This is a genomic window from Dactylosporangium sp. NPDC000555, assembly GCF_040300025.1.
Classification (GTDB): domain Bacteria; phylum Actinomycetota; class Actinomycetes; order Mycobacteriales; family Micromonosporaceae; genus Dactylosporangium.
Window position 1 is genome coordinate 54,806 of record NZ_JBEPDB010000003.1, and the last position, 22,125, is coordinate 76,930.

The window sequence follows — 22,125 nt, forward strand, 5'->3', positions numbered from 1 at the left end:
CATGTTCCCCCGTGGGTGGGCGTCTACCCACCGTTGCGTTGGTCACTGCGTTCCGGGCAACTTCGTGCAGGATGGCCACATGTCTACTCGAATCGCCGTGGTCACCGGCGCCTCCAGCGGCATCGGGGCCGCGACCGCCCGCCGCCTCGACGTCGAAGGCTTCCACGTGGTCGCCGTCGCTCGCCGCGAGGACCGGCTCAAGGACCTGGTGGGCACCCTCGCCTCCGCGACCGCCGTCGTCGCCGACGTGACCTCCGACGCGTCGGTCGCCGCCCTCGCCGGCACCGTAGCCCAACTGGCCGCCGAACGTAACGGCATCGTCGAACTGCTGGTCAACAACGCGGGCGGGGCCATCGGCGCGGAAACGGTGGAGAGCGCCGATCTGTCAGACTGGCAGTGGATGTTCGACGTCAACGTGCTCGGCACGGTCCGGGTCACCAAGGCCCTGCTGCCGCTGCTCGAGCACTCCGGCCGGGCCACGGTCGTCGTGGTGAGCTCGACCGCGGGCCTGGTCGTCTACGAGGGCGGCGGCGGATACACGGCGGCCAAGCATGCCCAGACCGCGGTCGCCGAGACGCTGCGCCTGGAGCTCAACGGCCGCCCGATCCGGGTCGTCGAGATCGACCCCGGCATGGTCAAGACCGACGAGTTCGCCCTCAAGCGCTTCGAGGGCGACGCGGAGAAGGCCGCGGCGGTATACGCGGGCGTCGCCGAGCCGCTCGTCGCCGAGGACATCGCCGACTGCATCGCCTGGACGGCGACGCGGCCTCACCACGTCAACATCGACCGGCTCGTGGTCCGCCCGCTGGCTCAGGCCGCGCAGCACAAGGTGCACCGGGTCCGCTGAGGGCTGCCATGAGACCGGTCGGGGCCATCACGCGCGGTACCACGAACCCGAACCGCCTGCGCCGGGTCGACAACTGGATCGCCGCGACGCTCGGCGGGGTGCTCCGCCGGGCGCCGGACCCGCTCGTGGTCGACCTCGGCTACGGTGCCTCGCCGATCACCGCGATCGAGCTGCGGGCGCGCCTGGGCGTCCCGGTCGTCGGCCTGGAGATCGACCCCGAACGCGTGGCGGCCGCGCAGCCGTACGCCACGCCGGACCTGCAGTTCCGCCTCGGCGGCTTCGAGCTGGCCGGCCTGCGCCCGACGCTGGTGCGCGCGTTCAACGTGCTGCGCCAGTACGACGAGGCCGATGTGCCCGCGGCCTGGGCGGCGATGACCGCGACGGGCGCCCTGCTGGTCGAGGGCACCTGCGACGAGCTGGGCCGGCTGGCCGCGTGGGTGCTGGTCTCCCCCGCCGGCCCGCGGACCCTGACCCTGGCGAGCCGCCTCGCCAACTTGGACAATCCGGGCACGCTCGCCGAACGCCTCCCGAAGTGCCTGATCCACCACAATGTCCCCGGGGAGCGGATCCACGCCCTGCTGTCCGCGCTGGACGCCGGCTGGCGGGCGGCGGCGCCGCTGTCCGTCTTCGGCCCGCGCCAGCGCTGGCGCCGCGCGGTGGAGTCGGCCCGGGAGGCGGGCTGGCCGGTGCTCGACCGCCCGTCACGCTGGCGACTGGGCGAGATCACGGTGCCCTACCCGGCCGTCGCCCCGGTCAGTTAGAGCCCGCAGTTCACGAGGACCGGCTCCGGGTGCAGCTCGACGCCGAAGCGCGCCGACACGCCCGTGCGGATCTCGCGGGCCAGGTCCAGCAGGGCCGCCGTCGTGCCGGTGCCGCGGTTGGTCAGGGCCAGGGTGTGCTTGCCGGACAGCGCCACCCCGCGCGCCGGGTCGCCGTGGCCCTTGGCGAAGCCGGCCCGCTCGATGAGCCACGCCGCGCTGAGCTTCACCGCGTCGCCCGTGGGCCACGACGGCGGGGTGCCGAACCCGGCCGCCAGCTCGCGCACCCGCTCGAAGTCCGCGGCCGGGACGACCGGGTTGGTGAAGAAGGAGCCGACCGAGTACGTGTCCGGGTCCGCCGGGTCGAGGACCATGCCCTTGCCGGCGCGAAGCTTCAGCACCGCCGACCGCACCTCCTCGAGCGGCGCCGTCGCGCCCTGCTCCACCCCGAGCGCGCGGGCCAGTTCGGCGTAGGCGATCGGGGTCGAGCGCCCGGACAGGGTCAGCCGGAACGTCACCGCCAGCACCACGAACCGGGCGTTGTGCTTGAAGACGCTCGTGCGGTAAGCGAACCCGCACGCCGCGGCCGGCAGGGTGACGATCTCGTCGCGCTCGCGGTCGTAGGCGCGGACCTCGGCGATGGTCTCGGCGACCTCCTGGCCGTAGGCGCCGACGTTCTGGATCGGGGTGGCGCCGGCCGAGCCCGGAATGCCCGACAGCGACTCGATGCCGGACCACCCGTTCGACACCGCAGTGGCGACGACGTCGTCCCACAGGTGACCGGCGGCCACCGTCAAGGTTACCACTCCGTCGTGAATCTCGACGCGCATCCCGCGCTCGCGCAGCAGGACGACGGTGCCGGGAAAGCCCTCGTCGGCGACGACGACGTTGCTGCCGCCGGCAAGGATCAGCTGGTCGCCCCCGTAGCGCAGGGCCGCGAGGGTCTCGGCCTCGGTGGTGGCCTCGATCAGGCGACCGGCCGGGCCGCCGAGGCGCAGGGTCGTGAACGCGGCGAGCATGGCGGGTTCGGGCACCGCACCAGACTAAGCGGTGCCCTAATCTTGTTGCCTATGAGCAAGCCTCAGCTCACCAAGGACATTTGGCTGGCCTCCCTTCGCGCGGACGGCGACGCGTTTCGCGCCGTCCTCAACAGCGGCACGCCGCTCGACGCGCCCGTGCCGAGTTGTCCGGGCTGGAGCGTCGGCGATCTCGCGTGGCATTTGAGCCTGGTGTATTCGTACGTCACCGGCCACGTCGCCCGTGGGCTGCTCGACCAGCCCGAGCCCCGGCGCACCGACCCGCTGCCGGAGGGGGTCGACGCGGCGACGGCGTGGACCGACGCGTTCACCGAGCTCGTGGCGACGCTCGACGCCGTTGAGCCGGAGCTGCCCGCCTGGAACTTCGCGCCCCAGGCGAAGAAGGCGTCCTTCTGGCACCGCCGCATGGCGCACGAGACGGCGATCCACCGCTGGGACGCCCAGATGGCCGGCGGCCTCGCCGGACCGATCGAGGCGCGGCTGGCCAGCGACAACGTCACCGAGGTGCTCGACACCTGGCTGCCCTCCGGCCGGCGCGGCGGCCCCGCCGACCGGGCCGGCATGATCGCGCTGCACGCGACGGACGTCGATCAGGTGTGGTATGTCCGGCTGCGTGGCGCCGGCATCGCCCTGCTCGACACCGACACGCTGCTCGACTCCGACGACCACCACGAGCGCGCCACCGCCAGCGGCTCGGCCAGCGACCTGGCCCTGGCGCTGTGGGGCCGCGTCCCGTTCGACACGCTCCTGGTCAGCGGCGACGCCACGCTCCTGCGCGGCCTGCTCGCCTGATCACCCGCGCGCCTGCTGGATGCGCGCGGCGCGGCGGCGCGTCTGCTCGTCGAAGAGCACGAGGAGTACGACTCCCGGAAATCGCGCTTCCTCGAAGGCGACGAGGGCCTGGCGGATCGCGTCGTCCACCGGCCAGGCGAACGCGCCCGACGAGATCAGCGGAAACGCGATCGACTCGGCGCCCAGCTCCGCGGCGAGGCGCAGCGAGTTGGCGTAGCACGCGCGCAGCGTCGGCGCCCGGTCCTCGTCGGTGCGGTAGACCGGTCCGACGGTGTGGATGACCCAGCGGGCGGGCAGGTCGCCCGCGGTCGTGGCGACGGCGTGGCCGGCGGGGAGGCCCTTCGGGTACATGGTCTCGCGCAACGCGCGGCACTCGGCCAGGATCGCCGGGCCGCCGCGGTGGTGGATCGCGCCGTCCACGCCCCCGCCGCCGAGCAGGGTGGAGTTCGCGGCGTTGACGATCGCGTCGACGCGTTGCTGGGTGATGTCACCGCGCAACAGTGTGAGGCGCACTCGCCGGCTCCTCGATGCTCAGGCCGAGCACCCGGCGGGTCAGCAACGTGGCGCCGATGACCGCGGCCGGCACCACGATGATCGCCACCACCGGCACCAGCAGCACCAGGAAGACCGGAATGCCGAAGCCGAGCGCCAGCGGGCGGTGGCCGCGCAGGATCTTGCGCCGGTCGCTCAGGCGCAGGCCCCGGCGGTTGAACGGGATGCCGGTCAGCTCCAGAGCGATGAGCCAACCGCCGACGATCGCGTTGAGCACCGGCACGACGGTCTGCCCGACGATCGGCACGAACCCGAGCAGGAACAGCGGGATCGCCAGCGCGATGCCGACCGCGATCAGCCGCACGGAGTCCACGATGCTGGGCCAGAGCGTGCGATACCACGGCAGGTCCACAACCCCGGGCGTCCCGCCCAGCCCGTCCTCGATCTTTTCGGAGATGGCCTCGTAGAACGGGTCGCCGATGAGCAGCGTGATCGCCGTGAACGTGAGCACCGAGATCAGCGCGGCCACCACGAGGATGCCGGCCCCGGCGCCGAACTCGACGAGCCTGCGCCACCCGGCGGGCCAGTCGTCGGCGAACCACGTCACCGCCGACGCGATCTCATCGATGTAGCCGAGCAGGAACACCCACCCGACGGCGAACAGCGCGCACGTGATGACGGCCGGGATCGCGCCGAGCAGCAGCAGCCTGGGACTGCGCCCGTACCGCGCGAAGCCCCGCCCCAGCAGCCGCAGCCCGGTCAGGAACTCGGACCCCGCCGATTTCACCTGTCCCACGGCAAGGCAGCCTACGCGAGAGACCCGCCGTCGCCACCGAACGGGGACGCCAGGCCGTTGCGATACGCGTACGCGATCGCCTGGGCCCGGTCGCGCGCGTCGATCTTGGCGAGCAGGTGGTTGAGGTGGCTCTTCACCGTGCCCTCGCTGATGTACAGCCGGTGCGCGATCTCCTTGTTGGACAACCCCTCGGCCACGAGCCCCAGCACCTCGGCCTCGCGCGGGGTCAGCCGCTCCCAAGGCGGCGGCTCGGGCCGGGCGAGCGCGTTGAGCACGCGGTGCTGCACGGCCGGATCGATGGCGGCACCGTCGTCGAGGACGCGCCGCAGCGCCGCGCTGATCTCGTCGCCGCCGGCCTCCTTGGTGAGGTAGCCTCGGGCGCCGGCGCGGAGCGCGTCGAGCACCGAGCGGTCGTCGGAGTACGTGGTGAGGACGACCACGCGGACCTCCGGCTGCCGCTCGCGCAGCAGCCGGGTCGCCTCGACCCCGTCGCAGCGCGGCATGCGCAGGTCCATGAGCACGATGTCGGGCCGCAGCCGCTCGGCCATCGCCACGGCCTCGACACCATCCGCCACCGTGCCGACCACTTCGACGTCCGGCAGCAGGCCGAGGACAAGCGCGAGTCCCTCCCGCACGACCCGCTGGTCATCGGCCACGAGCACTCGGATGCTCACGACACGCTGCCTACCCGCGGATCGTGTGTCATGCCGGGATCTCCAGTTCCACGCGGAAGCCGGTCTCCGTCGGCGCCGCCGTCAGCGCGCCGCCGAGCAGCTCCGCCCGCTCGCACATGCCGGTCAGGCCGTAGCGCCTGTTTCAAAGCTGGGGTGGGAGCGAGGCGGAGTCCAGATTCCGTCTGGTGGTGGCCCGCGGGAGCCAGGCTACCGGTGTTGTAACCGGGCTTCCGTGGAACGCCGCCAGGCGGAATCTGGGCCCGCCGCAGCCCCGCCTCAGCTATGAAACAGGCGCTAGCCGGCACCGGGCTCGGGCGGTGCGGCGGGGGCGCCGAAGTCCTCGACGACCAACCGTACCGCCGCCGGCTGATAGGACAGCCGGACTATGACTCGGGACCTCGGCCTCAGCCCCGTCACGCTCGCCGTCATCGTCGCGCTGCGCCACCATCCGGACGTGGTCAACGCCGCGGTGTGGATCCGCGGCTCGATCGTCGTGGCCAGCGCGGCCCTCACGAACGTCTTCGCGGCCCGGGGAGACGTGCGGCGGCTGCGGATCGTCGCGATCGTGATGGTGGTCGCCATCGTGGTCATCGTCGCGCTGCCGGGCCCGTTCCCGCTCTGGCTCAAGCTCGAACAGGTCGCGTGCGGCCTGCTCCTGCTCGGCATGATCGTGACGCTGCCGAGGAAGCTACGACGCGGCGAGGCGGTGTAGCGCGCCGCGGACGACCTCGGGCTTGGTGGTATACCAAAACGGGGGCAGCGACTTGCGCAGGAACGGCCCATAGCTCGTGGCGTGCTCCAGGCGCGAGTCGAGGACCGCGACCACGCCCTTGTCGCCGCGGGACCGGATCAGCCGGCCCACGCCCTGGGCCAGCCGCACGGCGGCGATCGGCACGCTCACCGCGGCGAAGCCGGAGCCGCCGGCCGCCTGGACGGCATCGGAGCGGGCCGCGGACAGCGGCTCGTCGGGGCGCGGGAACGGCAGCCGGTCGATGATGACGAGCTGGCACGCGTCGCCGGGCACGTCGACGCCCTGCCACAGCGACATGACCCCGAGCAGGCAGCTGTTACGGTCCTGGCGGAACTTGCGGACCAGGATCGGCAGCGACTCCTCGCCCTGCAGCAGGATCGTGATGCCGGGCGTGCGGGCGCGCAGCACCTCGGCGGCGCGCTCGGCGGCCTTGCGCGAGGAGAAGAGGCCGAGCGCCCTCCCACCGAGTGCCTGCACGAGCTCGACCATCTCGTTGGCGGCGGCCTCGGACAGGCCCGACGTCTGCGGCTTCGGCAGGTGTGCCGCGACATACAGGATGCCCTGCCGCGCGTAGTCGAACGGCGAGCCGACGTCCAGCGAGCTCCACGCGAGACCGGCCGTGTCGCGCGCCTCGTCGGCCCGCACGACCGCCTCGCGCGCCTCCTCGGCCGGCGTCGCCGCGGCCCCCTTGCCGGTCGGGTCCGGTTGCCCGACCGTGGCGGGCAGACCGAGCGAGCGGGCCACGCTGTCGAACTGGCCGCCGAGGGCCAGGGTCGCCGAGGTCGCCACGACCGTGCGCTCGCTGAACAGGTTGGTGCTCAGCGTGCCGGCGACGGAGAGCGGGGCGATGACGACGGCGCGCCGGCCGCGGTCGTCGCGCTCGATCCAGGCGACGTCGTGCTCGGCGTTGGCGATCATCCGCTGGGCGATCTTCGTCAGGTCGGCGACCATGGTGCGCGCCTGCTGCTTGCGGACCGGGTCGGCGTCGTCGGCCCGGACCTCGCCGATCGTCTCGATGGTCTTGCGCCCGCCCGCGTCGAGCAGGGTCAGGGCCTCGGCGAGCACGTCGGGCAGGGCGCCCACGACCCGGCCGGCGGGCATCTCGGCGAGCGCGACGGTGAGCACGTCGCCGGCCTCCATGAGCCGGTCTGCGACCTCGTCGTCGACATACGGCCGGCACCGCCGGGCGGCCCGCTCCAGCAGCTCCGGGGTCAGCTCGGCCTGCGACGCGGAGCTGACCCGGTCGGCGAGCTCGTGGGCCTCGTCGACGACGAGCAGCTCGTGCGGCGGGATGATCTGCCGGCCGGTGAGCATGTCGACGGCGAGCAGGCTGTGGTTGGTGACCACGATGTCGGCCTCGCGGGCCCGGGCACGGCTGGCCTCGGCGAAGCACTCGGCGCCATACGGGCAGCGCTGCGCGCCGACGCACTCGCGGGCCGGCATCGACACCAGCCTCCAGGCCGAGTCGTCGACGCCGGGGTCGAGCTCGTCGCGGTCGCCGGTCTCGGTCTCCATCGCCCAGTCGCGCAGCCGGTCGATCTGCTTGCCGAGCCGGCCGGCTTCGCCGAGCCATTTGGTCGGTTTGGTCTCCCCGATGTCGAACAGCCCGTCGTCGGGCTCCTCCGCCGAGGTGCCCTCCAGCCGGGCCAGGCAGACGTAGTGATGGCGGCCCTTGAGCACCGCGAAGGTCGGCCGGCGGCCCAGTAGCGGCTCGACCGCGTCGGCGAGGCGGGGCAGGTCGTGGTCGACGAGCTGGGACTGCAGCGCCAGCGTCGCGGTGGAGACCACCACCGGCCCCTCGACGAGCAGCGACGGCACAAGATATGCCAGCGACTTGCCGGTGCCGGTGCCCGCCTGGACCAGCAGGTGCTCCCCCTTCTCCGCCGCGTCCGAGATCGCCCGCGCCATCGTCTGCTGGCCGGGGCGCTCGGCGCCCTCCGGCACGGCGCCGACGGCTGCGGCGAGGACGTCGGTCACTTCCGGTCGGGCGCGGCGGGTCTGAGGGGAGGCTGTCACGTCCGAGCACGCTACCCCCTGCGTACGACAGATTCCGGCGGCCACACCACGAATCGGTACGGTGAGCCGATGAAGCGCGTTCGCGTGATGTACCGCAAGTTCGACGGCTCCCCGCACTGGAACTACGAGACCGACCTGCTCGGCGAGGACGAGCACGGGATCTGGCTGGGCGCCCCGGTCGGCACCCCCGTGCACCGCGGAACCGTCCGGACGGGTCCGGTCGAGGCGCCCCACGTGCTGCTCTTCCCGCGGCAGGCGTGGTGGACGGCGTGCTTCAACGCCGTGCCGCACCGCACCGAGATCTACTGCGACATCACGACCGTGCCGCACTGGCCGAGCGAGACCGAGGTCACGGCGATCGACCTGGACCTCGACGTGCGCCGGCGCCGCGGCGGCGCGGTCGAGCTGCTCGACGAGGACGATTTTGCGGTGCACCAGGTCAGATACGCCTACCCGGCCGACGTCATCGCGCAGGCGCAGGCCAGCGCCGACTGGCTGCTGTCGGCCGTCGGCGACCGGCGGGAGCCGTTCGGTTCGGCGTACCACCCGTGGCTACAGCAGGTCGCCTGACTTCTCCGGGTCGAGGCTGCCCGGAAAACGCGTCGCGCACACGGCCGATTCGGCCAGCGCGCGAAATGCGCGTTAAGTACCATTTTTCCCATGGACAACGCCCTGGCGACCGTCGCCGCCGGACTCGTCGGCCTGGCGACCAGCGGGGCGCTCGCCGCGATCGCCGCGGCCCGCCTCCGCCGGGGTCGCCCATACCTCGCCAACGGCCTGTTCGTGGCGCTCGACGGACCCGTGGACCCGGCCGCCGTCGCGGCCCGCGCCGGCTACGCGGGGGTCGAGGTCGGCGTGCGGATCGACGCCGACACCACATTCCAGACGCTGCGGCTGACCTGCGCGATGCCGCCCGGCGAGCCGGCACCGACGTTCGACCAGGCGGTGCTCACGCCGCTGGCCGCGCGGGTCGCCGGCAACCCGCTGGGCCGCGTGCATCCCCGCCGGGCGGAGCCGTTCCTGCTCATGGTGCGGGCCGAGCCGGACCCGGACCCGGAGACCGGCGTGGTGCGCGCGACCGGCCGGGAGTACGAGACGCTCGACCGCCTGCTGCGCCCGCACGCGCCGATCCTGACCACGTTCCTCGGCGGGCGGGTCGTCCCGGGCCCGATCACCGTCGTGCTCACCGGGCCGCACTGGTCGCGCGCCGATCTGCTGGGCGCCTACGAGCGGTACGCCTTCCTGGAGGGTCGCTTCAGCGACCTCGAGCCCGGCGGCCTGCCGGCCAGCGTGGCGCCGATGGTCACCGAGCCGCTCGCCGCCCGGATCGGCTGGGACGCCCGCGAGGAGTGGCCCGAGTTCCCGGCCGAGGCGCGGCACATCGTGCGGTCGCTGGTGCGCGCCGCGCACGCCGGCGGGCGGCGGGTCCGCTTCGCCGACGTGCCGGAGGGGCCACGGCGCGTGCGTAACGCCTTCTGGCGCGAGCTGCGCGCCGCGGAGGTCGACGTGATCGGCAGCCGGCACCGAGGTGCGCTCGCCCGGTTCCTGCGCCGCCCTGTCCGGCGCACCTACAAGCACCGCGCGACACCCGTCCGATATGCACCTGGTATGCACCGAAAAGGGCTCCCGGCATTACATGAACCACAAGTGAACACGGAATGAACCGCAGGTAGGCATAGGACCGCGGTGCGGCAAAGCGATGTGCAGGGTCTTAGCATTCTCGGTCGAGAGTCCCCGGCACCCCTTCTTGACGTTTCGAGGTCGACTGTGCGGTTCAGGCTGCGTCCTAGTGACGATTCGTTCTACGAGCTCTTCAGCCGCGCGGCGCAGAACCTCGTCAAGGGCACCGACCTGCTCTCGGAGCTGGCCGTGCCGGGCGCCGACGTGCAGTCGGTGAGCGAGCGGCTGGTCGAGGTCGAGCACGACAGCGACGCGATCACGCACGAGCTCTACAAGAAGATCAACTCCAGCTTCATAACGCCCTTCGACCGCGAGGACATCTACCGCCTCGGCTCGCTGCTGGACGACGTGATGGACCACCTGGAGGCGGTCGGCAGCCTGCTCTACCTGTACGGCCTCACCAAACTGCCGTCGCTGCCCCGCGAGATCCACGAGATCGTCAAGGTGCTCGACCAGCAGTCCCGGCTCACCGCCGACGCGATGCCCCGGCTCAAGTCGATGAAGGACCTCGAGCCGTACTGGGTGGAGTGCAACCGCCTCGAGAACGAGGGCGACAGCGCCTACCGGATGGCGCTCGTGCGGCTGTTCTCCGGGGAGTACGACGCGCTGACCGTCCTGAAGATGAAGGAGGTCGTCGACGAACTCGAGGCGGCCTGCGACGCGTTCGAGCACGTGGCGAACACGGTCGAGACCATCGTGGTCAAGGAGTCGTAGCCATCAGCGCAGAGTTCGTCGCGGTCCTCGCCGTCATCATCGTGGCGCTGGTCTTCGACTACACCAACGGTTTCCACGACGCCGCGAACGCCATCGCCACCTCGGTCTCCACCCGCGCGCTCAGTCCCCGGACCGGGCTCCTCATGGCGGCGGTCGGCAACTTCGTCGGCGCCCACCTCGGCGGCCACGTCGCCAAGACGGTCGGCGGCGGGATCATCGACCCGCCGACCGGCATGATCGGGCTCGGCATCGTCTTCGCGGGCGTCGTCGGCGGCATCGCCTGGAACCTGATCACGTGGTACTTCGGGCTGCCCTCGTCTTCCTCGCACGCGCTCTTCGGCGGCCTCGTCGGCGCGTCGCTGTGCGCCGCGTGGTTCGGCACGGACGCCAAGGTGCTGTGGACCGGCATCCTGGACAAGGTCATCGTACCGATGATCGCCTCGCCGCTGGTCGGTTTCGTCCTGGGCGGGCTGTTGATGGTGGCCGTCATGTGGACGTTCCGGCGCGGCAACCCGCGGCGGCTCAGCCGCGGCTTCCGCCGGGCGCAGACCGTCTCCGCCGCGGCGATGGCGGTCGGCCACGGCATGCAGGACGCCGCGAAGACGATGGGCATCATCGTGCTGGCGCTGTTCGTCGGCGGCTACCAGAGCACCAAGACCGACATCCCCGAGTGGGTGTTCCTGGCCTGCTCCACGGTGCTGGCCCTGGGCACGTACTCCGGCGGCTGGCGCATCATCCGCACCCTGGGCCGCAAGGTGATCGACCTCGACCCGCCGCAGGGCTTCGCCGCCGAGACGGTCGCCGCGGGCGTGCTGTTCACCACCTCGCAGCTCGGCCTGCCGATCTCGACCACGCACAGCATCACCTCGGCCATCATGGGCGTCGGCGCGACGAAGCGGCTCTCCGCGGTGCGCTGGCAGGTGGCCGGCAACATCCTCATCGCATGGGTGCTGACCTTCCCCGGCGCCGCCCTGATCGCGATGCTGATCTACCTGCCGGCCCGCCCGCTGTTCTCCTGAGCTCCTACCCGCTGGCGTACCGGTCCCGGTGCGCCAGCCCCATCTCGGCCCGCAGCCCGTTCTCCGTGAGCTCCAGCGGGTGGAGCGGGTCGATGCGGTTGGGCGTGTGCGGGTCGCCGTCGTCGTCGATCGGCAGCCCCACGGCCTGGCGCTCGTAGTTGGGCACCGACGAGCCGCCATTCCGATCGAGCCCGTTCGCCCCGTTGTAGAGGTCACGGTTGAACGTTCCGTAGTCGAAGTCGTACACGTGCGCCATCTCGTGGTAGAGCACCACCACGGGCGGCGTGCCGTTCAGCAGGCTGTCATACGACGGGTTGTACCTGATGCGAGTCATGCCGTCCGCCGAGTTCGCGTGGCCGTTGGCCTCGGCGGTCGGCGAGATCCCCAGCGGCACGCCGGAGTCGCGCAGGTCGGTGAGCATCGCCCGGCCGTCCGGCGAGGCGGCCAGCAGCTCGAGGTCGGCCCGCACCCGCTCCTGGTAGGCCGCGTCGCCCTCGATCGTGATGAAGCCGGTCAGGTCGCCGCCGGCCGCCGCCGCGGTCATCCGCTCGACGCCGACGACCGTGTCCTGCGCCTGGCCGTAGAGCGTGTCCGCGCCGGCGCCGCCGTCGATCGTGTCGCGGCCCTCGCCGGAATACAGCACGTCGTCGCCTGCCCCACCGGTCATGACATCGTCGCCTCGGCCGCCCGAGAGCACGTCGGCGCCCTCGCCGCCGTCGAGATAGTCGGCGCCCTCACCGCCCTCCAGGTAGTCCGCACCCTCGCCGCCGTGCAGGGTGTCGGAGCCGCCGAGGCCGTAGAGCGTGTCGTCGCCACGGCCGCCATCGAGCAGGTCGTCGCCCGCGCCGCCGTCGAGATAGTCGCGGCCGTCGCCGCCGAACATCAGGTCGTCGCCCGGGCCGCCCTCGTCGTCCTCGTCGCCGAGGCTCCCCCAGAGCCGGTCGTCGCCCTCGCCCAGGTCGGCCCGCTCCCTGGCGTCGAGGCGCTGCCCCGCGAGCGCCAGCGGCCCGAGGCTGACCCGGTCGTTGCCGGCCCCGGCGCGGACCACGTCGGCGCCCGCGCCGGCGATCAGCACGTCGTCGCCGGCACCGCCGGAGAGCACATCATTGCCGGCGCCGGCGAGGACCGTCACGCCCTCGTCCCCCTCGATCCGCACGCTGTCGTCGCCGCCGCCGGTGCGCAGCACGAGCCGGGCGCCGGGCGGGATCGCCAGGCGCTGCCCGCCGACGATCACGTATCCCCCGTCCACCACCACGTCGTCGGCGCCCTCGCCGGTCTGGACCACGAACAACCCGTCGACGAGCCGCGCGTCGACGCCGCCGGCCGGCGCGGGCGGGACCCACCCGGCGAGCAGCCCGGTCATGACCGGAATCCAGTTGGCGGCCAGCAGCTCCCAGTTGGCGCGCGCCCGGCCGAGCGCCGCCTCCCGGTCCGCGAGGCCCCGCTCGACGTCGCCGCGCACGGCGGCCGCCTCGGCGACCGCCGCCCGGACGGCGGCGGCCTGGTCCGTGTCCACCGGACGGAACGTCACGGTGCCGCCGCCGCGCCGATGCGCCACGGCGCCGGCCACCCGCTCCCAGGCGTGGTCGAGCTGGTCCTGCCCGCCGCGTAGCAGCGCCGCCGCGCCGTCGAGCGCCACCGCGGTGTCGTCCGCGGCGTGTCCCAGCCGCTCGAGACTGTCGGCGAACCGGTTGTAGTGCGCCCGATAGTCCTCGGCCGTCGCGCCCTCCCACTCGCTGCCGAGGACCGGCACCGCGGCCCGATCCAGCGTCTCGCGGGCCGCCCGCGCGTCGCCGCCGACCGCCCGCCACGCCAGCGCCGCCCGGGCCAGCGCCTCGGGCCGCGCGGCCAGGTCCCACACGTCGTCGACCACGAGCGGACCGGCGGACGTCACAACGGCGCCCGGCGCGAGCCGCCCATGCGCTGGCTCGCCAGCCGGTCGGCGTCGCGGTAGGCGAAGGCGGCCTGCAGGAGCCGGTCGGCGTCGCTCTCCAGGATCTGGACGTGTGCGTACACGGCGTCCTGCGCCTCGGTCTCCAGCCTCCCGGCGACCCTCGCGGGGCCGGCCGAGGCCGGGGTGTTGCCGAAGGCGTCGGCGGGCAGCGACAGGTCGCGGAAGCCGGTGCGATAGCGCGAACCGGCCCCGTCGGCGGCCGTGAGGCAGGCGTCGGCCAGCCTGATCAGCGCGTCGGGGTCGACCCGGAGTTCCTGAGCCATACGGCGCACAGTAACGATGCCGGGACGGCCGGTCCGCCCCGTTCAGTCCTCAGCTCGAATAGTCAAGTCCGATAATTCCGGAAATATCATTAAGAAGGCGCAAAATATCTATTGTCTCGGACAGTGGCACGAGCTGGCTCTCGATCAGGCCCTCGCGCAGGCACCGGTGTACCTCCTCCGCCTCGAACTGGTAGCCGCGCCCCTCGTACGCCAGGTCGAACTCCTCGGCCTCCTCGCCCCGCCAGAGCGTGAACCCGTGCGGGTGGAAGAAGTCCCGCCGCACCTCGATGCGCCCGAGCGTGCCGGTGATCGTGCCGCGGCGGGCACTGTCGCCGAGCAGGGAGCAGGTGAGCGCCGCGACCGCGCCGCCGTCGTAGCCGAACAGCATGCCGGTGTTCTCGTCCACGCCGCCGGCGCTCATCCGGGCCCACGCCTGGACCGTGCTCGGCACGCCGAGGAACAGGTGCGCGAACGTGACCGGGTAGATGCCCACGTCGTAGAGCGCGCCGCCGCCGAGCCGCCGGTCGCGCAGCCGCGAGGTCTCCGGGAACGGGCCCTGGATGCCGAAGTCGGCGTGCACCGACACCGGCTCGCCGATCGCGCCGTCGCGGACCAGCTCGACCATGCGGCGGATCGCCGGGATGCAGCGCATCCACATGGCCTCCATGAGGAACACGCCGCCGGCCCGCGCCGTCTCGGCCATCTCCTCGGCCTCGCTCACGGCGAGCGTGAACGGCTTCTCGCACAGCGTCGCCTTGCCGGCCCGCAGCGCGAGCATGGCGGCCTCGTAGTGCGCGCTGTGCGGGGTGGCGATGTAGATCGCGTCGACGTCCGGGTCCTCGACCAGGGCCTGCCACGAGCCGTGGGCCCGGGCGGCGCCGTGTTCCGCCGCGAACCGCTCCGCCGCTTCGGTACTGCGGGATCCAACCGCCGCCAGCTCCGCGTCCGGCAGCAGCCGGAGGTCCCCGGCGAACGTGGCGGCGATGGCGCCGGTCGACAGGATGCCCCAGCGGATGCGATCGCTCATGGCCGTAGCTTAGGCAGGTGACAACGTTTGCGAACGACGGCCCGGGCGAGGCCCACCGGCGCCCCGCCGGCGTGTCGGACAAGACGGTCGAGGCGCTCGGCAAGCTGAGCGAGGCCCTGGAGACCGTCGAGCGCGCCCGCGGCCGCCTCTACGATCTGCACCAGCTCATCGGCCACGCCGACCTGATGCTCGACGACGCCGTGTCGCTGCTGCGCGAGGCCGGCCACCCCGACCTCGCCGAGCGCGTCGAGTCGGAGCTGATCGGCCGCAACGTGGTCGACGGCCGCTGGACGTTCCAACTGGTCGAGGAGTTCGACGACGGATACTACGCGCTCTTCCGGGAGCTCGACCGGACCGCGCGCGAGCAGCTCGCCGGCGGGCGGCGGCACCTGCACGAGGCGGAGATGAAGGAGCGCCGCCGCACCCACGGCCGCCCCGGCCATGAGGCCACCCCGTAACGTGGGCCCATGGCCGAGTTTCAGTTACCGCCCGAGCTGGCACAGCACGCCCGGCGCTTCGCCGAGCACGGCGGCGTGCCCGTCGAGCCGCGCCTGGCCAGCACCGTGGTGCTGCTGCGGGAGCCGTTCGAGGCATACCTGATCCGCCGGGCGGCGACGATGGCGTTCGCCGCGTCGATGTACGCCTTCCCCGGCGGCGGCGTCGACCCGCGCGACGCGGCGTTTCACCCGGGCTGGGCCGGGCCGTCGCCGGCGCGGTGGGCGGCGCGGCTGCGCCTCGACGAGCCGGTCGCGCGCTCGGTGGTGTGCGCGGCCGTGCGCGAGGTGTTCGAGGAGTCCGGTGTCCTGCTGGCCGGCCCCGACGAGAGCACCGTGGTCGGCGACGTCAGCGGCCAGGAATGGGAGGAGGCGCGACTGGCGCTGATCGCGCGGGAGCTGGGCTTCGCCGAGCTTCTCAGCCGCCGCGGGCTGGTGCTGCGCAGCGACCTGCTGGTGCCGTGGTCGCGCTGGATCACGCCGGAGCACGAGCCGCGGCGCTACGACACGTATTTCTTCCTCGCCCTGCTGCCCAAGGGCCAGGTGCCCCGGGATGTGAGCGGCGAGGCCGACGAAAGCCTGTGGTGCCCGCCGGCCGAGGCGGCCGACGGCCGCTACGCGATGCTGCCGCCGACGCTGGAGACGCTGCGGGACCTCGCGAAGGCCGGCGGCATCGACGGCGTCCTGGCGGCGGCGCCGGCCCGTGATCCGGCCGACGCCATCCGCCCCACCGCCGATCAGCCGAAGCGGCCCGTGATGTAGTCCTCGGTCCTCTTCACCGACGGGTTGGTGAAGATCTTCGCGGTGTCGTCGTATTCGATGAGCCGTCCCGGCTCCCCGGTCTTGTCGATCGAGAAGAATCCGGTGCGGTCCGACACCCGGGCCGCCTGCTGCATGTTGTGGGTGACGATCACGATCGTGTACTGGTTCTTCAGCTCGGTGATCAGGTCCTCGATCGCCAGGGTCGAGATCGGGTCGAGCGCCGAGCAGGGCTCGTCCATGAGCACGACCTGCGGCTCGACCGCGATCGTCCGGGCGATGCACAGCCGCTGCTGCTGACCGCCGGACAGGCCCGCGCCGGGGCGGCCCAGCCGGTCCTTGACCTCGTTCCAGAGGTTGGCGCTGCGCAGCGCCTTCTCCGCGACCTCCTCCAGCACCGACTTCTTGCGCACGCCGTTGAGACGCAGGCCGGCGATGACGTTCTCGAAGATCGACATCGTCGGGAAGGGGTTGGGCCGCTGGAACACCATGCCGATCATCCGGCGCACGGCCGTGACGTCGACGTCACGGTCGTAGATGTTCTGCCCGTCGATGAGGAGCTGGCCCTCGATCCGCGCGTTCGGCAGGACCTCATGCATCCGGTTGATGGACCGCAGAAACGTGGACTTGCCACAGCCCGAAGGCCCGATCAGGGCGGTGACCGACTTGGGCTCGATCGTCATCGACACGGAGTCGATCGCCTTGAACGATCCGTAGTACGAGGTGACGCCGTGGGCTTCGATCCGTTTTGCCATGGGGGCGCTCCAGTGATTATCGGGCGAGCTTGTTGCGGCGGGCCAGCAGCTTCGCCGCGACGGTGAGTACCAGCACGAGCACGACCAGGGTGAGGGCCGCCGTCCAGGCACGCCCAGGAGCGAACTGGGAGGCGACGCCGGCCTGCTCGAAGATGAACAGGGACAGCGAGGACTGGTTGCCGCTGAAGACGTTGAAGTTGATGGAGCTGAGGCCGCCGGCGACGAGCAGCACCGGCGCGGTCTCCCCGGCGGCACGCGCCACCGCGAGCATGACGCCGGTGACGATGCCGGGCAACGCGGTCGGGAGCACGATCCTCGTGACCGTCTTCCACTTCGGCACGCCGAGGGCATACGATCCCTCGCGCAGCGTTCCGGGCACCAGCCGCAGCATCTCCTCGGTGGAGCGCACCACGGTCGGCAGCATGAGCACGCTGAGCGACAGCGCCGCGGCGAAGCCGGAGTAGGCCGCCTTGCCGTCGTTCCACAGCGGGGTGACCGTGAACACCCAGAACGACAGGACGAAGAGGCCGGAGACGATCGACGGGATGCCGGTCATGACATCGACGAAGAAGCGGATCGCGTTGGCCAGGAAGCCGCGGCCGTACTCCACGATGTAGATCGCGCCGAGGACGCCCAGCGGCACCGTGATGAGCGTGGCGATGCCCGCCTGCTCAAGGGTGCCGATGATGGCGTGGTAGGCGCCGCCCTTCTCGTCGAAGGCGCCGATATTGTTCATCGACGTCTGGAAGAAGTTCAGGTCCAGGCGCTCGCTGCCCTTGCTCAGCAGCGTCCAGACGACCGAGAGCAGCGGAAGCAGGGCCAGGATGAACGCGCCGTAGATCAGCACGCTCGCCATGCGGTTGCGCGCCGAGCGGGTGCCTTCCACGATGCTCGCCGCGATGCCCATCAAGGCCACGAAGAAGATCGCGGCGACAACGCCCGTCAGCACCCAACCGCCGGCGTCGGTCAGCTTGATCAGCACGAACGAGACGGCCACCGCCGCGACGGCGGCCGCCCAGGGCGTCCAGGGCGGCAGCGACTTGGCCCGTAGCTGGCGCGCATCGGTCACGCCCAGCCGGACGGGGGTTTCGACGGCCATTACGCAGCCCCTCCGACGAACTCGCGACGCCGATAGATGATCGCGCGTGCGCCCATGTTGACGATCAGGGTGATCACGAACAGCACCAGGCCGGACGCGATGAGCGCCCCGCGGCCGACGTCGTTGGCCTCACCGAACCGGTTGGCGATGTTCGAGGCGATCGTGATGCCGCCGGGGCCGAGGAAGTCCCAGTTGATGGCGAAGACACTGCCCAGCGTGAGAGCGAGGGCGATGGTCTCGCCGAGGGCCCGGCCGAGGCCGAGCATGACCGAGGCGATGATGCCGGCGCGCCCGTACGGCAGGACGGCCGTGCGGATCATCTCCCACTTGGTGGAGCCCAGCGCGAGCGCGGCCTCCTGGTTCTCCGGCGGGGTCTGCAGGAAGACCTCGCGGGACAGGGACGTGACGATCGGCAGGATCATGATCGCCAGGACTACCGAGCCGAGCAGTACCGACTTGCCGTACGGCCCTTCGCTGCCGAAGATCGGCAGCCACCCGAACACGTCGTGCAGCCACTTCGACAGATCCGTGATCGGCTCGTAGAAGTAGTCGCGGCCCCAGAGGCCGAACACGACGCTGGGCACGGCGGCGAGCAGGTCGATGACGAAGCCGAGCGTGGTGGCTACCCGCCGGTGCGCGTAGTGCGACAGGCACAGCGCGATGCCCAGCGCCACGGGCACCGAGATCAGCAGCGCCAGTGCCGCCGTCAGGATCGTGCCGAAGACCGTGGCGGCGATGCCGAACTTCGGCTGGTCGCCGTCGGTGAACCACTCCTTGTACGTGAAGAAGTTGACCGTGTCCTTGTTGATGGCGGGGATGGCCTTGACGACCAGGAAGACGGCGATCGCCGCGATGATGACAAGCACCATCGAGCCGGCGGCCGTCGCGGTTCCGCGGAAGAACATGTCACCGCTGAACCGCTTGCGCGGCGGAAGACCGCCACCTCCGCCGGGCGAACCGGCGGAGGTGGCGGACAGAGTCTGCTGGCTCAACGAGTCTTCCTGTCAGGCCAGGTTCTTGATCGAGGACTCCACCTTGGCGCGGACCGTCTCCGGCAGCGGGGCGTAGCCCAGCTTCTCCAGCGAGGCCTGGCCGGCGGTGCTGACCGTGTAGCCGAGGAAGCCCTTCACCAGCGGGAGCTTGTCGGCGGCGGTGCCCTTGCTGCAGACGATCTCGTAGGTCACCAGGACGATCGGGTAGGCCCCGGCCTCCTTGGTGGCGTAGTCGATCGAGAGCTTCAGGTCGTCGCCGGTGCCGGTGACCTTGGCGCCCGCGATGGTCTTGCCGGCCGCCTCGGCGGTCAGCGCGGTGTACTCGCCGGCGCCGTTGTAGATCTTGGCCGTGCCGAGGCTGTTGGCCTTGGCGAACGACCACTCGACGTAGCCGATCGAGCCCGCGGACTTCTTCACGGCCGCGGCGATGCCGTCGGAGCCCTTCTCGGCCTGGCCGCCCTGGGCCTTCCACACCTTGTCCTTGCCGGCGGTCCACGCGCTGGGGGCGGCCGCGGTCAGGTAACCGGTGAAGTTGTCCGTGGTGCCGGAGGAGTCCGAGCGGTGCACGGCGAGGATCGGGGTCGCCGGGAGCGTGGCGCCCGGGTTGTCTTCCTTGATGGCGGCGTCGTCCCAGTTCTTGACGGCACCGCTGAAGATCTTCGCCAGGGTGTCCGGCTTGAGCTGCAGGTCCTTGACGCCGTCAAGGTTGTACGCGACCGCGATCGGGCCGGTCACCATCGGCAGGTTGAGCGCCGGGGCGCCACCGCAGCGGCTGGCCGCCTTGGTGCTCTCCTCGCCGTCCTTCAGCGCCGAGTCGGAGCCCGCGAAGTCGGCCGTGCCACCGGAGAAGGCGGTGATGCCGGCGCCGGAGCCGGTGCCCTGGTAGTCGATCTTGGCACCCGAACACTTCGACTGGTATGACTTGATCCACTCGTCCATCGCGTTCTTCTGCGCGGACGAGCCCTGAGCTGTAAGCGAGCCATCCGCGCACGTCGGGCCGGCGGCGGACGCACCGCCCGCGCCGGTCGACGCCGGAGTCGAGGGTTCGTTGTTGTCCGAGCCGCACGCGGCGAGCGCGAGCGTCGCGGTGAGCGCGATGCCGGCGATGAGGCCGTGCCGCTTGAGGTTCACTGCGGTCCCTTCGTCGGGGATATTCCGACTTCCGTTGCCTGGGGAGGTGGCGGAAGGCCGACGCAGGTCGTCGACTGACAGGGACGCTAAGAGCGGTAGGTAACCACGCCTCTGGAGCCGGGTGAACGCGGGGTGAACAGGTCCTGGGCCGCAAATGACGGCTGGTCGGAGGCGAGTTGGCCATTGGGTGAACTGCCCAACGGTGCGGCGTGGTGCCCCTTTTGCGGCATGATCACGCCCACCGTTCGCGACCAGCGCCTACAGCGTGCGCTGGAACGAGACGTCGTTGGACCAGCGGACGAACCCGAGGCGCCGATACAGCGCCAGGGCCCGCGTGTTGCTCTCGTCGACGTACAGCATGACCTGAGCCAGCCCCCGGTCACGCAGATGCCACAGCCCGGCGAGGGTCAGCGCCCGGCCGAGGCCGCCGCCGTTCGCGTCCGGGGAGACACCGAGAACGTACACCTCACCGATCGGCTCAGGGACATGTGCCTCCTCGCCATCGCCTGGCTGCGTGGGCGCCGCGCCATGGACCTTGGTCCAGTGGAAGCCGAGCAGCCGGCCGTCGCCCGCCTCGGCGAGCAGGAACCCGGCGGCCTCGAACCACGGCTCACTCAGCCGCATGTGCAGATCGTCCAGCGTCCACTTGCCCTGCTCCGGGTGCTCGGCGAAGGCCGCCGCGTTGAGCGCCAGCCAGGCCTCGTCGTCCACGCCGGGCCGGAACGCGCGCAGGTGCGCCCCGGCGGGCAGCACGGCCTCGTCCAGCGGCGCGGAAAGCGAGCGGCGCAGCTGCAGCAGCACCCGGACGCGGTCGAAGCCGAGCCGGATGGCCAGCGCCGAGGCCGACGGGTGGTCGCCGTGCGCCCACAGTCGCAGCCGGCCGCCGTTGCGCTCGTCGGCGACGGCCATGGCCGCGGTGACCAGGGCGCGCCCCAGCCCGCGGCGGCGGTGCAGCGGGTGCACCACCAGCTCCGCCGAGGCGCCCTCGACGGCGTCGGTCGTATCGACGTAGGCATACCCGACGATCTGCTCCGGCGTCTCGCCGTACGCCAGCAGGTGCACCGCGGGTGCCTCGCCCCCGTGCCGGAGGTGCAGCACGACGTGCTCGGACAGGGGAAGCGCGCCGTCGGTGTCGCCCGCCGCCCGCATCAGCGCCAGGACCTGCCCGACCTGGTCCGGGGAGAGGTGCTCGGCACGGTGTACGGCAGGCGCTGGGATCATGCGATCAATGTAGCCCGCGCCCGGTAACTCGTGAAACGGCCTCAGACCCTTACCGGCTCGGAGTCGTGCAACGGACGGGCCGGCGGGACGACGAACTTGTAGCCCACCTGGCGCACGGTGCCGATCATCGACTCGTACTCGGACCCGAGCTTCGCCCGCAGCCGCCGCACGTGGACGTCGACCGTCCGGGTGCCGCCGAAGTAGTCGTAGCCCCACACCTCGCGCAGCAGTTGGTCGCGGGTGAACACCCGGCCGGGATGCTGGGCCAGGAACTTCAGCAGCTCGAACTCCTTGTAGGTGAGGTCGAGCGGGCGGCCCTTGAGCTTCGCCGCGTAGGTGTCGGGGTCGATGGAGAGCTCGCCGGCCTTGATCATGCCGCCGCTCGCGGCCGCGGCGGAGTTGAGCCGCCCCACGCCCAGGCGCAGCCGGGCCTCGATCTCGGCGGGGCCGGCGGAGGCGAGGATGACATCGTCGAGGCCCCAGTCGGCGTGCAGGGCGACCAGCCCGGCCTCGGTGACCACGGCCAGCAGCGGAACGCCGAGGCCGGTGGCGTGCAGCATGCGGCAGGTGGCGCGGGCGTCGGCCAGCTCGGTGCGCGCGTCGACCACGACGGCGTCAGGGCTGGGGCCGCTCACCAGTGTGCGAACGTCTCTGGGTGCGGTGCGCACCGTGTGGGGCAGCAGGTCAAGGCCTGGCAACACCACCTGGCCCGCGGGAGCCGCGGTCAGCAGCAGAATCTCCACGAGTCACCTCCGTGGCCGCGGCGCACCTGGTCGCTCGGGCGCTGTGGCGCCCAGGCAGGGCGGCGGCTCGCTCCAATCCCGGCAGCTCTGACGGGAGGTTGTGGGCGTATC

General features: G+C 71.9%; 24 protein-coding genes. 10 read left to right on the top strand and 14 right to left on the bottom strand.

What is annotated here, in order from left to right; all coding sequences use genetic code 11:
- Window positions 1-79: 79 nt before the first annotated feature.
- Window positions 80-847 (top strand): SDR family oxidoreductase, encoded by a 768-nt coding sequence (locus tag ABT297_RS03605; protein ID WP_350544237.1) that lies wholly within the window; start codon window positions 80-82, stop codon window positions 845-847.
- An 8-nt stretch (window positions 848-855) separates the two neighbouring features.
- The gene (locus ABT297_RS03610) at window positions 856-1,608 is read left to right on the top strand and encodes a class I SAM-dependent methyltransferase (RefSeq protein WP_350544239.1); all 753 of its coding nucleotides are present in this window, start codon (window positions 856-858) and stop codon (window positions 1,606-1,608) included.
- Here the strand turns inward: ABT297_RS03610 and ABT297_RS03615 are convergent.
- The gene (locus tag ABT297_RS03615; protein WP_350544631.1) at window positions 1,605-2,624 is read right to left on the bottom strand and encodes a UDP-N-acetylmuramate dehydrogenase; all 1,020 of its coding nucleotides are present in this window, start codon (window positions 2,622-2,624) and stop codon (window positions 1,605-1,607) included. The genes ABT297_RS03610 and ABT297_RS03615 overlap by 4 nt on opposite strands.
- Window positions 2,625-2,675: 51 nt before the next feature.
- Between ABT297_RS03615 and ABT297_RS03620 the strand changes: the two genes are divergently transcribed.
- The gene (locus ABT297_RS03620; protein ID WP_350544241.1) at window positions 2,676-3,434 is read left to right on the top strand and encodes a maleylpyruvate isomerase family mycothiol-dependent enzyme; all 759 of its coding nucleotides are present in this window, start codon (window positions 2,676-2,678) and stop codon (window positions 3,432-3,434) included.
- On the opposite strand, the gene ABT297_RS03625 is transcribed toward ABT297_RS03620, so the two are convergent.
- Genes ABT297_RS03625 through ABT297_RS03635 form a run of 3 tightly spaced genes read right to left on the bottom strand, consistent with a single transcriptional unit; the run spans window position 3,435 to window position 5,396 of the window.
- On the bottom strand, window positions 3,435-3,947 hold the full coding sequence (locus tag ABT297_RS03625) for an O-acetyl-ADP-ribose deacetylase (protein WP_350544243.1): 513 nt from the start codon (window positions 3,945-3,947) through the stop codon (window positions 3,435-3,437). It lies immediately after the preceding gene.
- Window positions 3,922-4,722 (bottom strand): EI24 domain-containing protein, encoded by an 801-nt coding sequence (locus tag ABT297_RS03630; RefSeq protein ID WP_350544245.1) that lies wholly within the window; start codon window positions 4,720-4,722, stop codon window positions 3,922-3,924. Before ABT297_RS03630 ends, ABT297_RS03625 begins: the two co-directional genes overlap by 26 nt.
- 11 nt (window positions 4,723-4,733) lie before the next feature.
- Window positions 4,734-5,396, bottom strand: a complete 663-nt coding sequence (locus ABT297_RS03635; protein WP_350544247.1) for a response regulator — start codon at window positions 5,394-5,396, stop codon at window positions 4,734-4,736.
- A gap of 385 nt (window positions 5,397-5,781) precedes the next feature.
- On the opposite strand from ABT297_RS03635, the gene ABT297_RS03640 reads away from it, so the two are divergent.
- Window positions 5,782-6,108, top strand: a complete 327-nt coding sequence (locus tag ABT297_RS03640) for a hypothetical protein (RefSeq protein ID WP_350544249.1) — start codon at window positions 5,782-5,784, stop codon at window positions 6,106-6,108.
- Here ABT297_RS03640 and ABT297_RS03645 read toward each other — a convergent pair.
- Window positions 6,085-8,055, bottom strand: coding sequence for an ATP-dependent DNA helicase (locus ABT297_RS03645; RefSeq protein ID WP_350544634.1), 1,971 nt, complete (start codon window positions 8,053-8,055; stop codon window positions 6,085-6,087). The genes ABT297_RS03640 and ABT297_RS03645 overlap by 24 nt on opposite strands.
- A 177-nt stretch (window positions 8,056-8,232) precedes the next feature.
- On the opposite strand from ABT297_RS03645, the gene ABT297_RS03650 reads away from it, so the two are divergent.
- From ABT297_RS03650 to ABT297_RS03665, 4 genes are all read left to right on the top strand, one after another.
- Window positions 8,233-8,733: a DUF402 domain-containing protein gene (locus ABT297_RS03650; protein ID WP_350544251.1), complete on the top strand. Its 501-nt coding sequence runs from the start codon at window positions 8,233-8,235 to the stop codon at window positions 8,731-8,733.
- A gap of 90 nt (window positions 8,734-8,823) precedes the next feature.
- Entirely contained in the window at window positions 8,824-9,825 is a 1,002-nt protein-coding gene (locus ABT297_RS03655; protein ID WP_350544253.1) for a PI-PLC domain-containing protein, read from the top strand.
- Window positions 9,826-9,930: 105 nt separating this feature from the next.
- Window positions 9,931-10,557 (top strand): DUF47 domain-containing protein, encoded by a 627-nt coding sequence (locus ABT297_RS03660; RefSeq protein WP_350544255.1) that lies wholly within the window; start codon window positions 9,931-9,933, stop codon window positions 10,555-10,557.
- 2 nt (window positions 10,558-10,559) lie between these two features.
- Window positions 10,560-11,576, top strand: a complete 1,017-nt coding sequence (locus ABT297_RS03665) for an inorganic phosphate transporter (RefSeq protein ID WP_350544637.1) — start codon at window positions 10,560-10,562, stop codon at window positions 11,574-11,576.
- Window positions 11,577-11,580: 4 nt separating this feature from the next.
- On the opposite strand, the gene ABT297_RS03670 is transcribed toward ABT297_RS03665, so the two are convergent.
- From ABT297_RS03670 to ABT297_RS03680, 3 genes are read right to left on the bottom strand one after another with little or no spacing between them, the layout of a single operon-like run.
- Entirely contained in the window at window positions 11,581-13,470 is a 1,890-nt protein-coding gene (locus tag ABT297_RS03670; protein WP_350544257.1) for a M91 family zinc metallopeptidase, read from the bottom strand.
- Window positions 13,467-13,793, bottom strand: coding sequence for a hypothetical protein (locus tag ABT297_RS03675; protein ID WP_350544259.1), 327 nt, complete (start codon window positions 13,791-13,793; stop codon window positions 13,467-13,469). Before ABT297_RS03675 ends, ABT297_RS03670 begins: the two co-directional genes overlap by 4 nt.
- 49 nt (window positions 13,794-13,842) lie before the next feature.
- Window positions 13,843-14,820, bottom strand: coding sequence for a Gfo/Idh/MocA family protein (locus tag ABT297_RS03680; protein ID WP_350544261.1), 978 nt, complete (start codon window positions 14,818-14,820; stop codon window positions 13,843-13,845).
- A gap of 17 nt (window positions 14,821-14,837) precedes the next feature.
- Between ABT297_RS03680 and ABT297_RS03685 the strand changes: the two genes are divergently transcribed.
- Together ABT297_RS03685 and ABT297_RS03690 are read left to right on the top strand one after the other, a co-directional pair.
- Complete coding sequence (locus tag ABT297_RS03685) at window positions 14,838-15,278, top strand: hypothetical protein (RefSeq protein WP_350544263.1); 441 nt, start codon at window positions 14,838-14,840, stop codon at window positions 15,276-15,278.
- A 9-nt stretch (window positions 15,279-15,287) separates the two neighbouring features.
- Window positions 15,288-16,076 (top strand): NUDIX hydrolase, encoded by a 789-nt coding sequence (locus ABT297_RS03690; RefSeq protein ID WP_350544265.1) that lies wholly within the window; start codon window positions 15,288-15,290, stop codon window positions 16,074-16,076.
- On the opposite strand, the gene pstB is transcribed toward ABT297_RS03690, so the two are convergent.
- From pstB to ABT297_RS03720, 6 genes are all read right to left on the bottom strand, one after another.
- Complete coding sequence (gene pstB / locus ABT297_RS03695; protein ID WP_350544267.1) at window positions 16,052-16,828, bottom strand: phosphate ABC transporter ATP-binding protein PstB; 777 nt, start codon at window positions 16,826-16,828, stop codon at window positions 16,052-16,054. The genes ABT297_RS03690 and pstB overlap by 25 nt on opposite strands.
- 16 nt (window positions 16,829-16,844) lie before the next feature.
- Entirely contained in the window at window positions 16,845-17,927 is a 1,083-nt protein-coding gene (pstA, locus tag ABT297_RS03700; protein WP_350544270.1) for a phosphate ABC transporter permease PstA, read from the bottom strand.
- Entirely contained in the window at window positions 17,927-18,832 is a 906-nt protein-coding gene (gene pstC / locus ABT297_RS03705; RefSeq protein WP_350544640.1) for a phosphate ABC transporter permease subunit PstC, read from the bottom strand. Before pstC ends, pstA begins: the two co-directional genes overlap by 1 nt.
- 99 nt (window positions 18,833-18,931) lie before the next feature.
- On the bottom strand, window positions 18,932-20,050 hold the full coding sequence (gene pstS, locus ABT297_RS03710; protein WP_350544272.1) for a phosphate ABC transporter substrate-binding protein PstS: 1,119 nt from the start codon (window positions 20,048-20,050) through the stop codon (window positions 18,932-18,934).
- A gap of 258 nt (window positions 20,051-20,308) precedes the next feature.
- On the bottom strand, window positions 20,309-21,271 hold the full coding sequence (gene mshD / locus ABT297_RS03715; RefSeq protein ID WP_350544274.1) for a mycothiol synthase: 963 nt from the start codon (window positions 21,269-21,271) through the stop codon (window positions 20,309-20,311).
- Between the two features lie 41 nt (window positions 21,272-21,312).
- Window positions 21,313-22,014 (bottom strand): winged helix-turn-helix transcriptional regulator, encoded by a 702-nt coding sequence (locus tag ABT297_RS03720; protein ID WP_350544276.1) that lies wholly within the window; start codon window positions 22,012-22,014, stop codon window positions 21,313-21,315.
- Window positions 22,015-22,125: the final 111 nt, after the last annotated feature.

Coding starts and splice junctions, on each gene's coding strand:
- ABT297_RS03605 (WP_350544237.1), top strand. CDS start 80: ATGTCTACTCGAATCGCCGTGGTCACCGGCGCCTCCAGCGGCATCGGG.
- ABT297_RS03610 (WP_350544239.1), top strand. CDS start 856: ATGAGACCGGTCGGGGCCATCACGCGCGGTACCACGAACCCGAACCGC.
- ABT297_RS03615 (WP_350544631.1), bottom strand. CDS start 2,624: ATGCTCGCCGCGTTCACGACCCTGCGCCTCGGCGGCCCGGCCGGTCGC.
- ABT297_RS03620 (WP_350544241.1), top strand. CDS start 2,676: ATGAGCAAGCCTCAGCTCACCAAGGACATTTGGCTGGCCTCCCTTCGC.
- ABT297_RS03640 (WP_350544249.1), top strand. CDS start 5,782: ATGACTCGGGACCTCGGCCTCAGCCCCGTCACGCTCGCCGTCATCGTC.
- ABT297_RS03645 (WP_350544634.1), bottom strand. CDS start 8,055: ATGGCGCGGGCGATCTCGGACGCGGCGGAGAAGGGGGAGCACCTGCTG.
- ABT297_RS03650 (WP_350544251.1), top strand. CDS start 8,233: ATGAAGCGCGTTCGCGTGATGTACCGCAAGTTCGACGGCTCCCCGCAC.
- ABT297_RS03655 (WP_350544253.1), top strand. CDS start 8,824: ATGGACAACGCCCTGGCGACCGTCGCCGCCGGACTCGTCGGCCTGGCG.
- ABT297_RS03675 (WP_350544259.1), bottom strand. CDS start 13,793: ATGGCTCAGGAACTCCGGGTCGACCCCGACGCGCTGATCAGGCTGGCC.
- ABT297_RS03680 (WP_350544261.1), bottom strand. CDS start 14,820: ATGAGCGATCGCATCCGCTGGGGCATCCTGTCGACCGGCGCCATCGCC.
- ABT297_RS03690 (WP_350544265.1), top strand. CDS start 15,288: ATGGCCGAGTTTCAGTTACCGCCCGAGCTGGCACAGCACGCCCGGCGC.
- pstB (WP_350544267.1), bottom strand. CDS start 16,828: ATGGCAAAACGGATCGAAGCCCACGGCGTCACCTCGTACTACGGATCG.
- pstA (WP_350544270.1), bottom strand. CDS start 17,927: ATGGCCGTCGAAACCCCCGTCCGGCTGGGCGTGACCGATGCGCGCCAG.
- pstC (WP_350544640.1), bottom strand. CDS start 18,832: ATGTTCTTCCGCGGAACCGCGACGGCCGCCGGCTCGATGGTGCTTGTC.
- mshD (WP_350544274.1), bottom strand. CDS start 21,271: ATGATCCCAGCGCCTGCCGTACACCGTGCCGAGCACCTCTCCCCGGAC.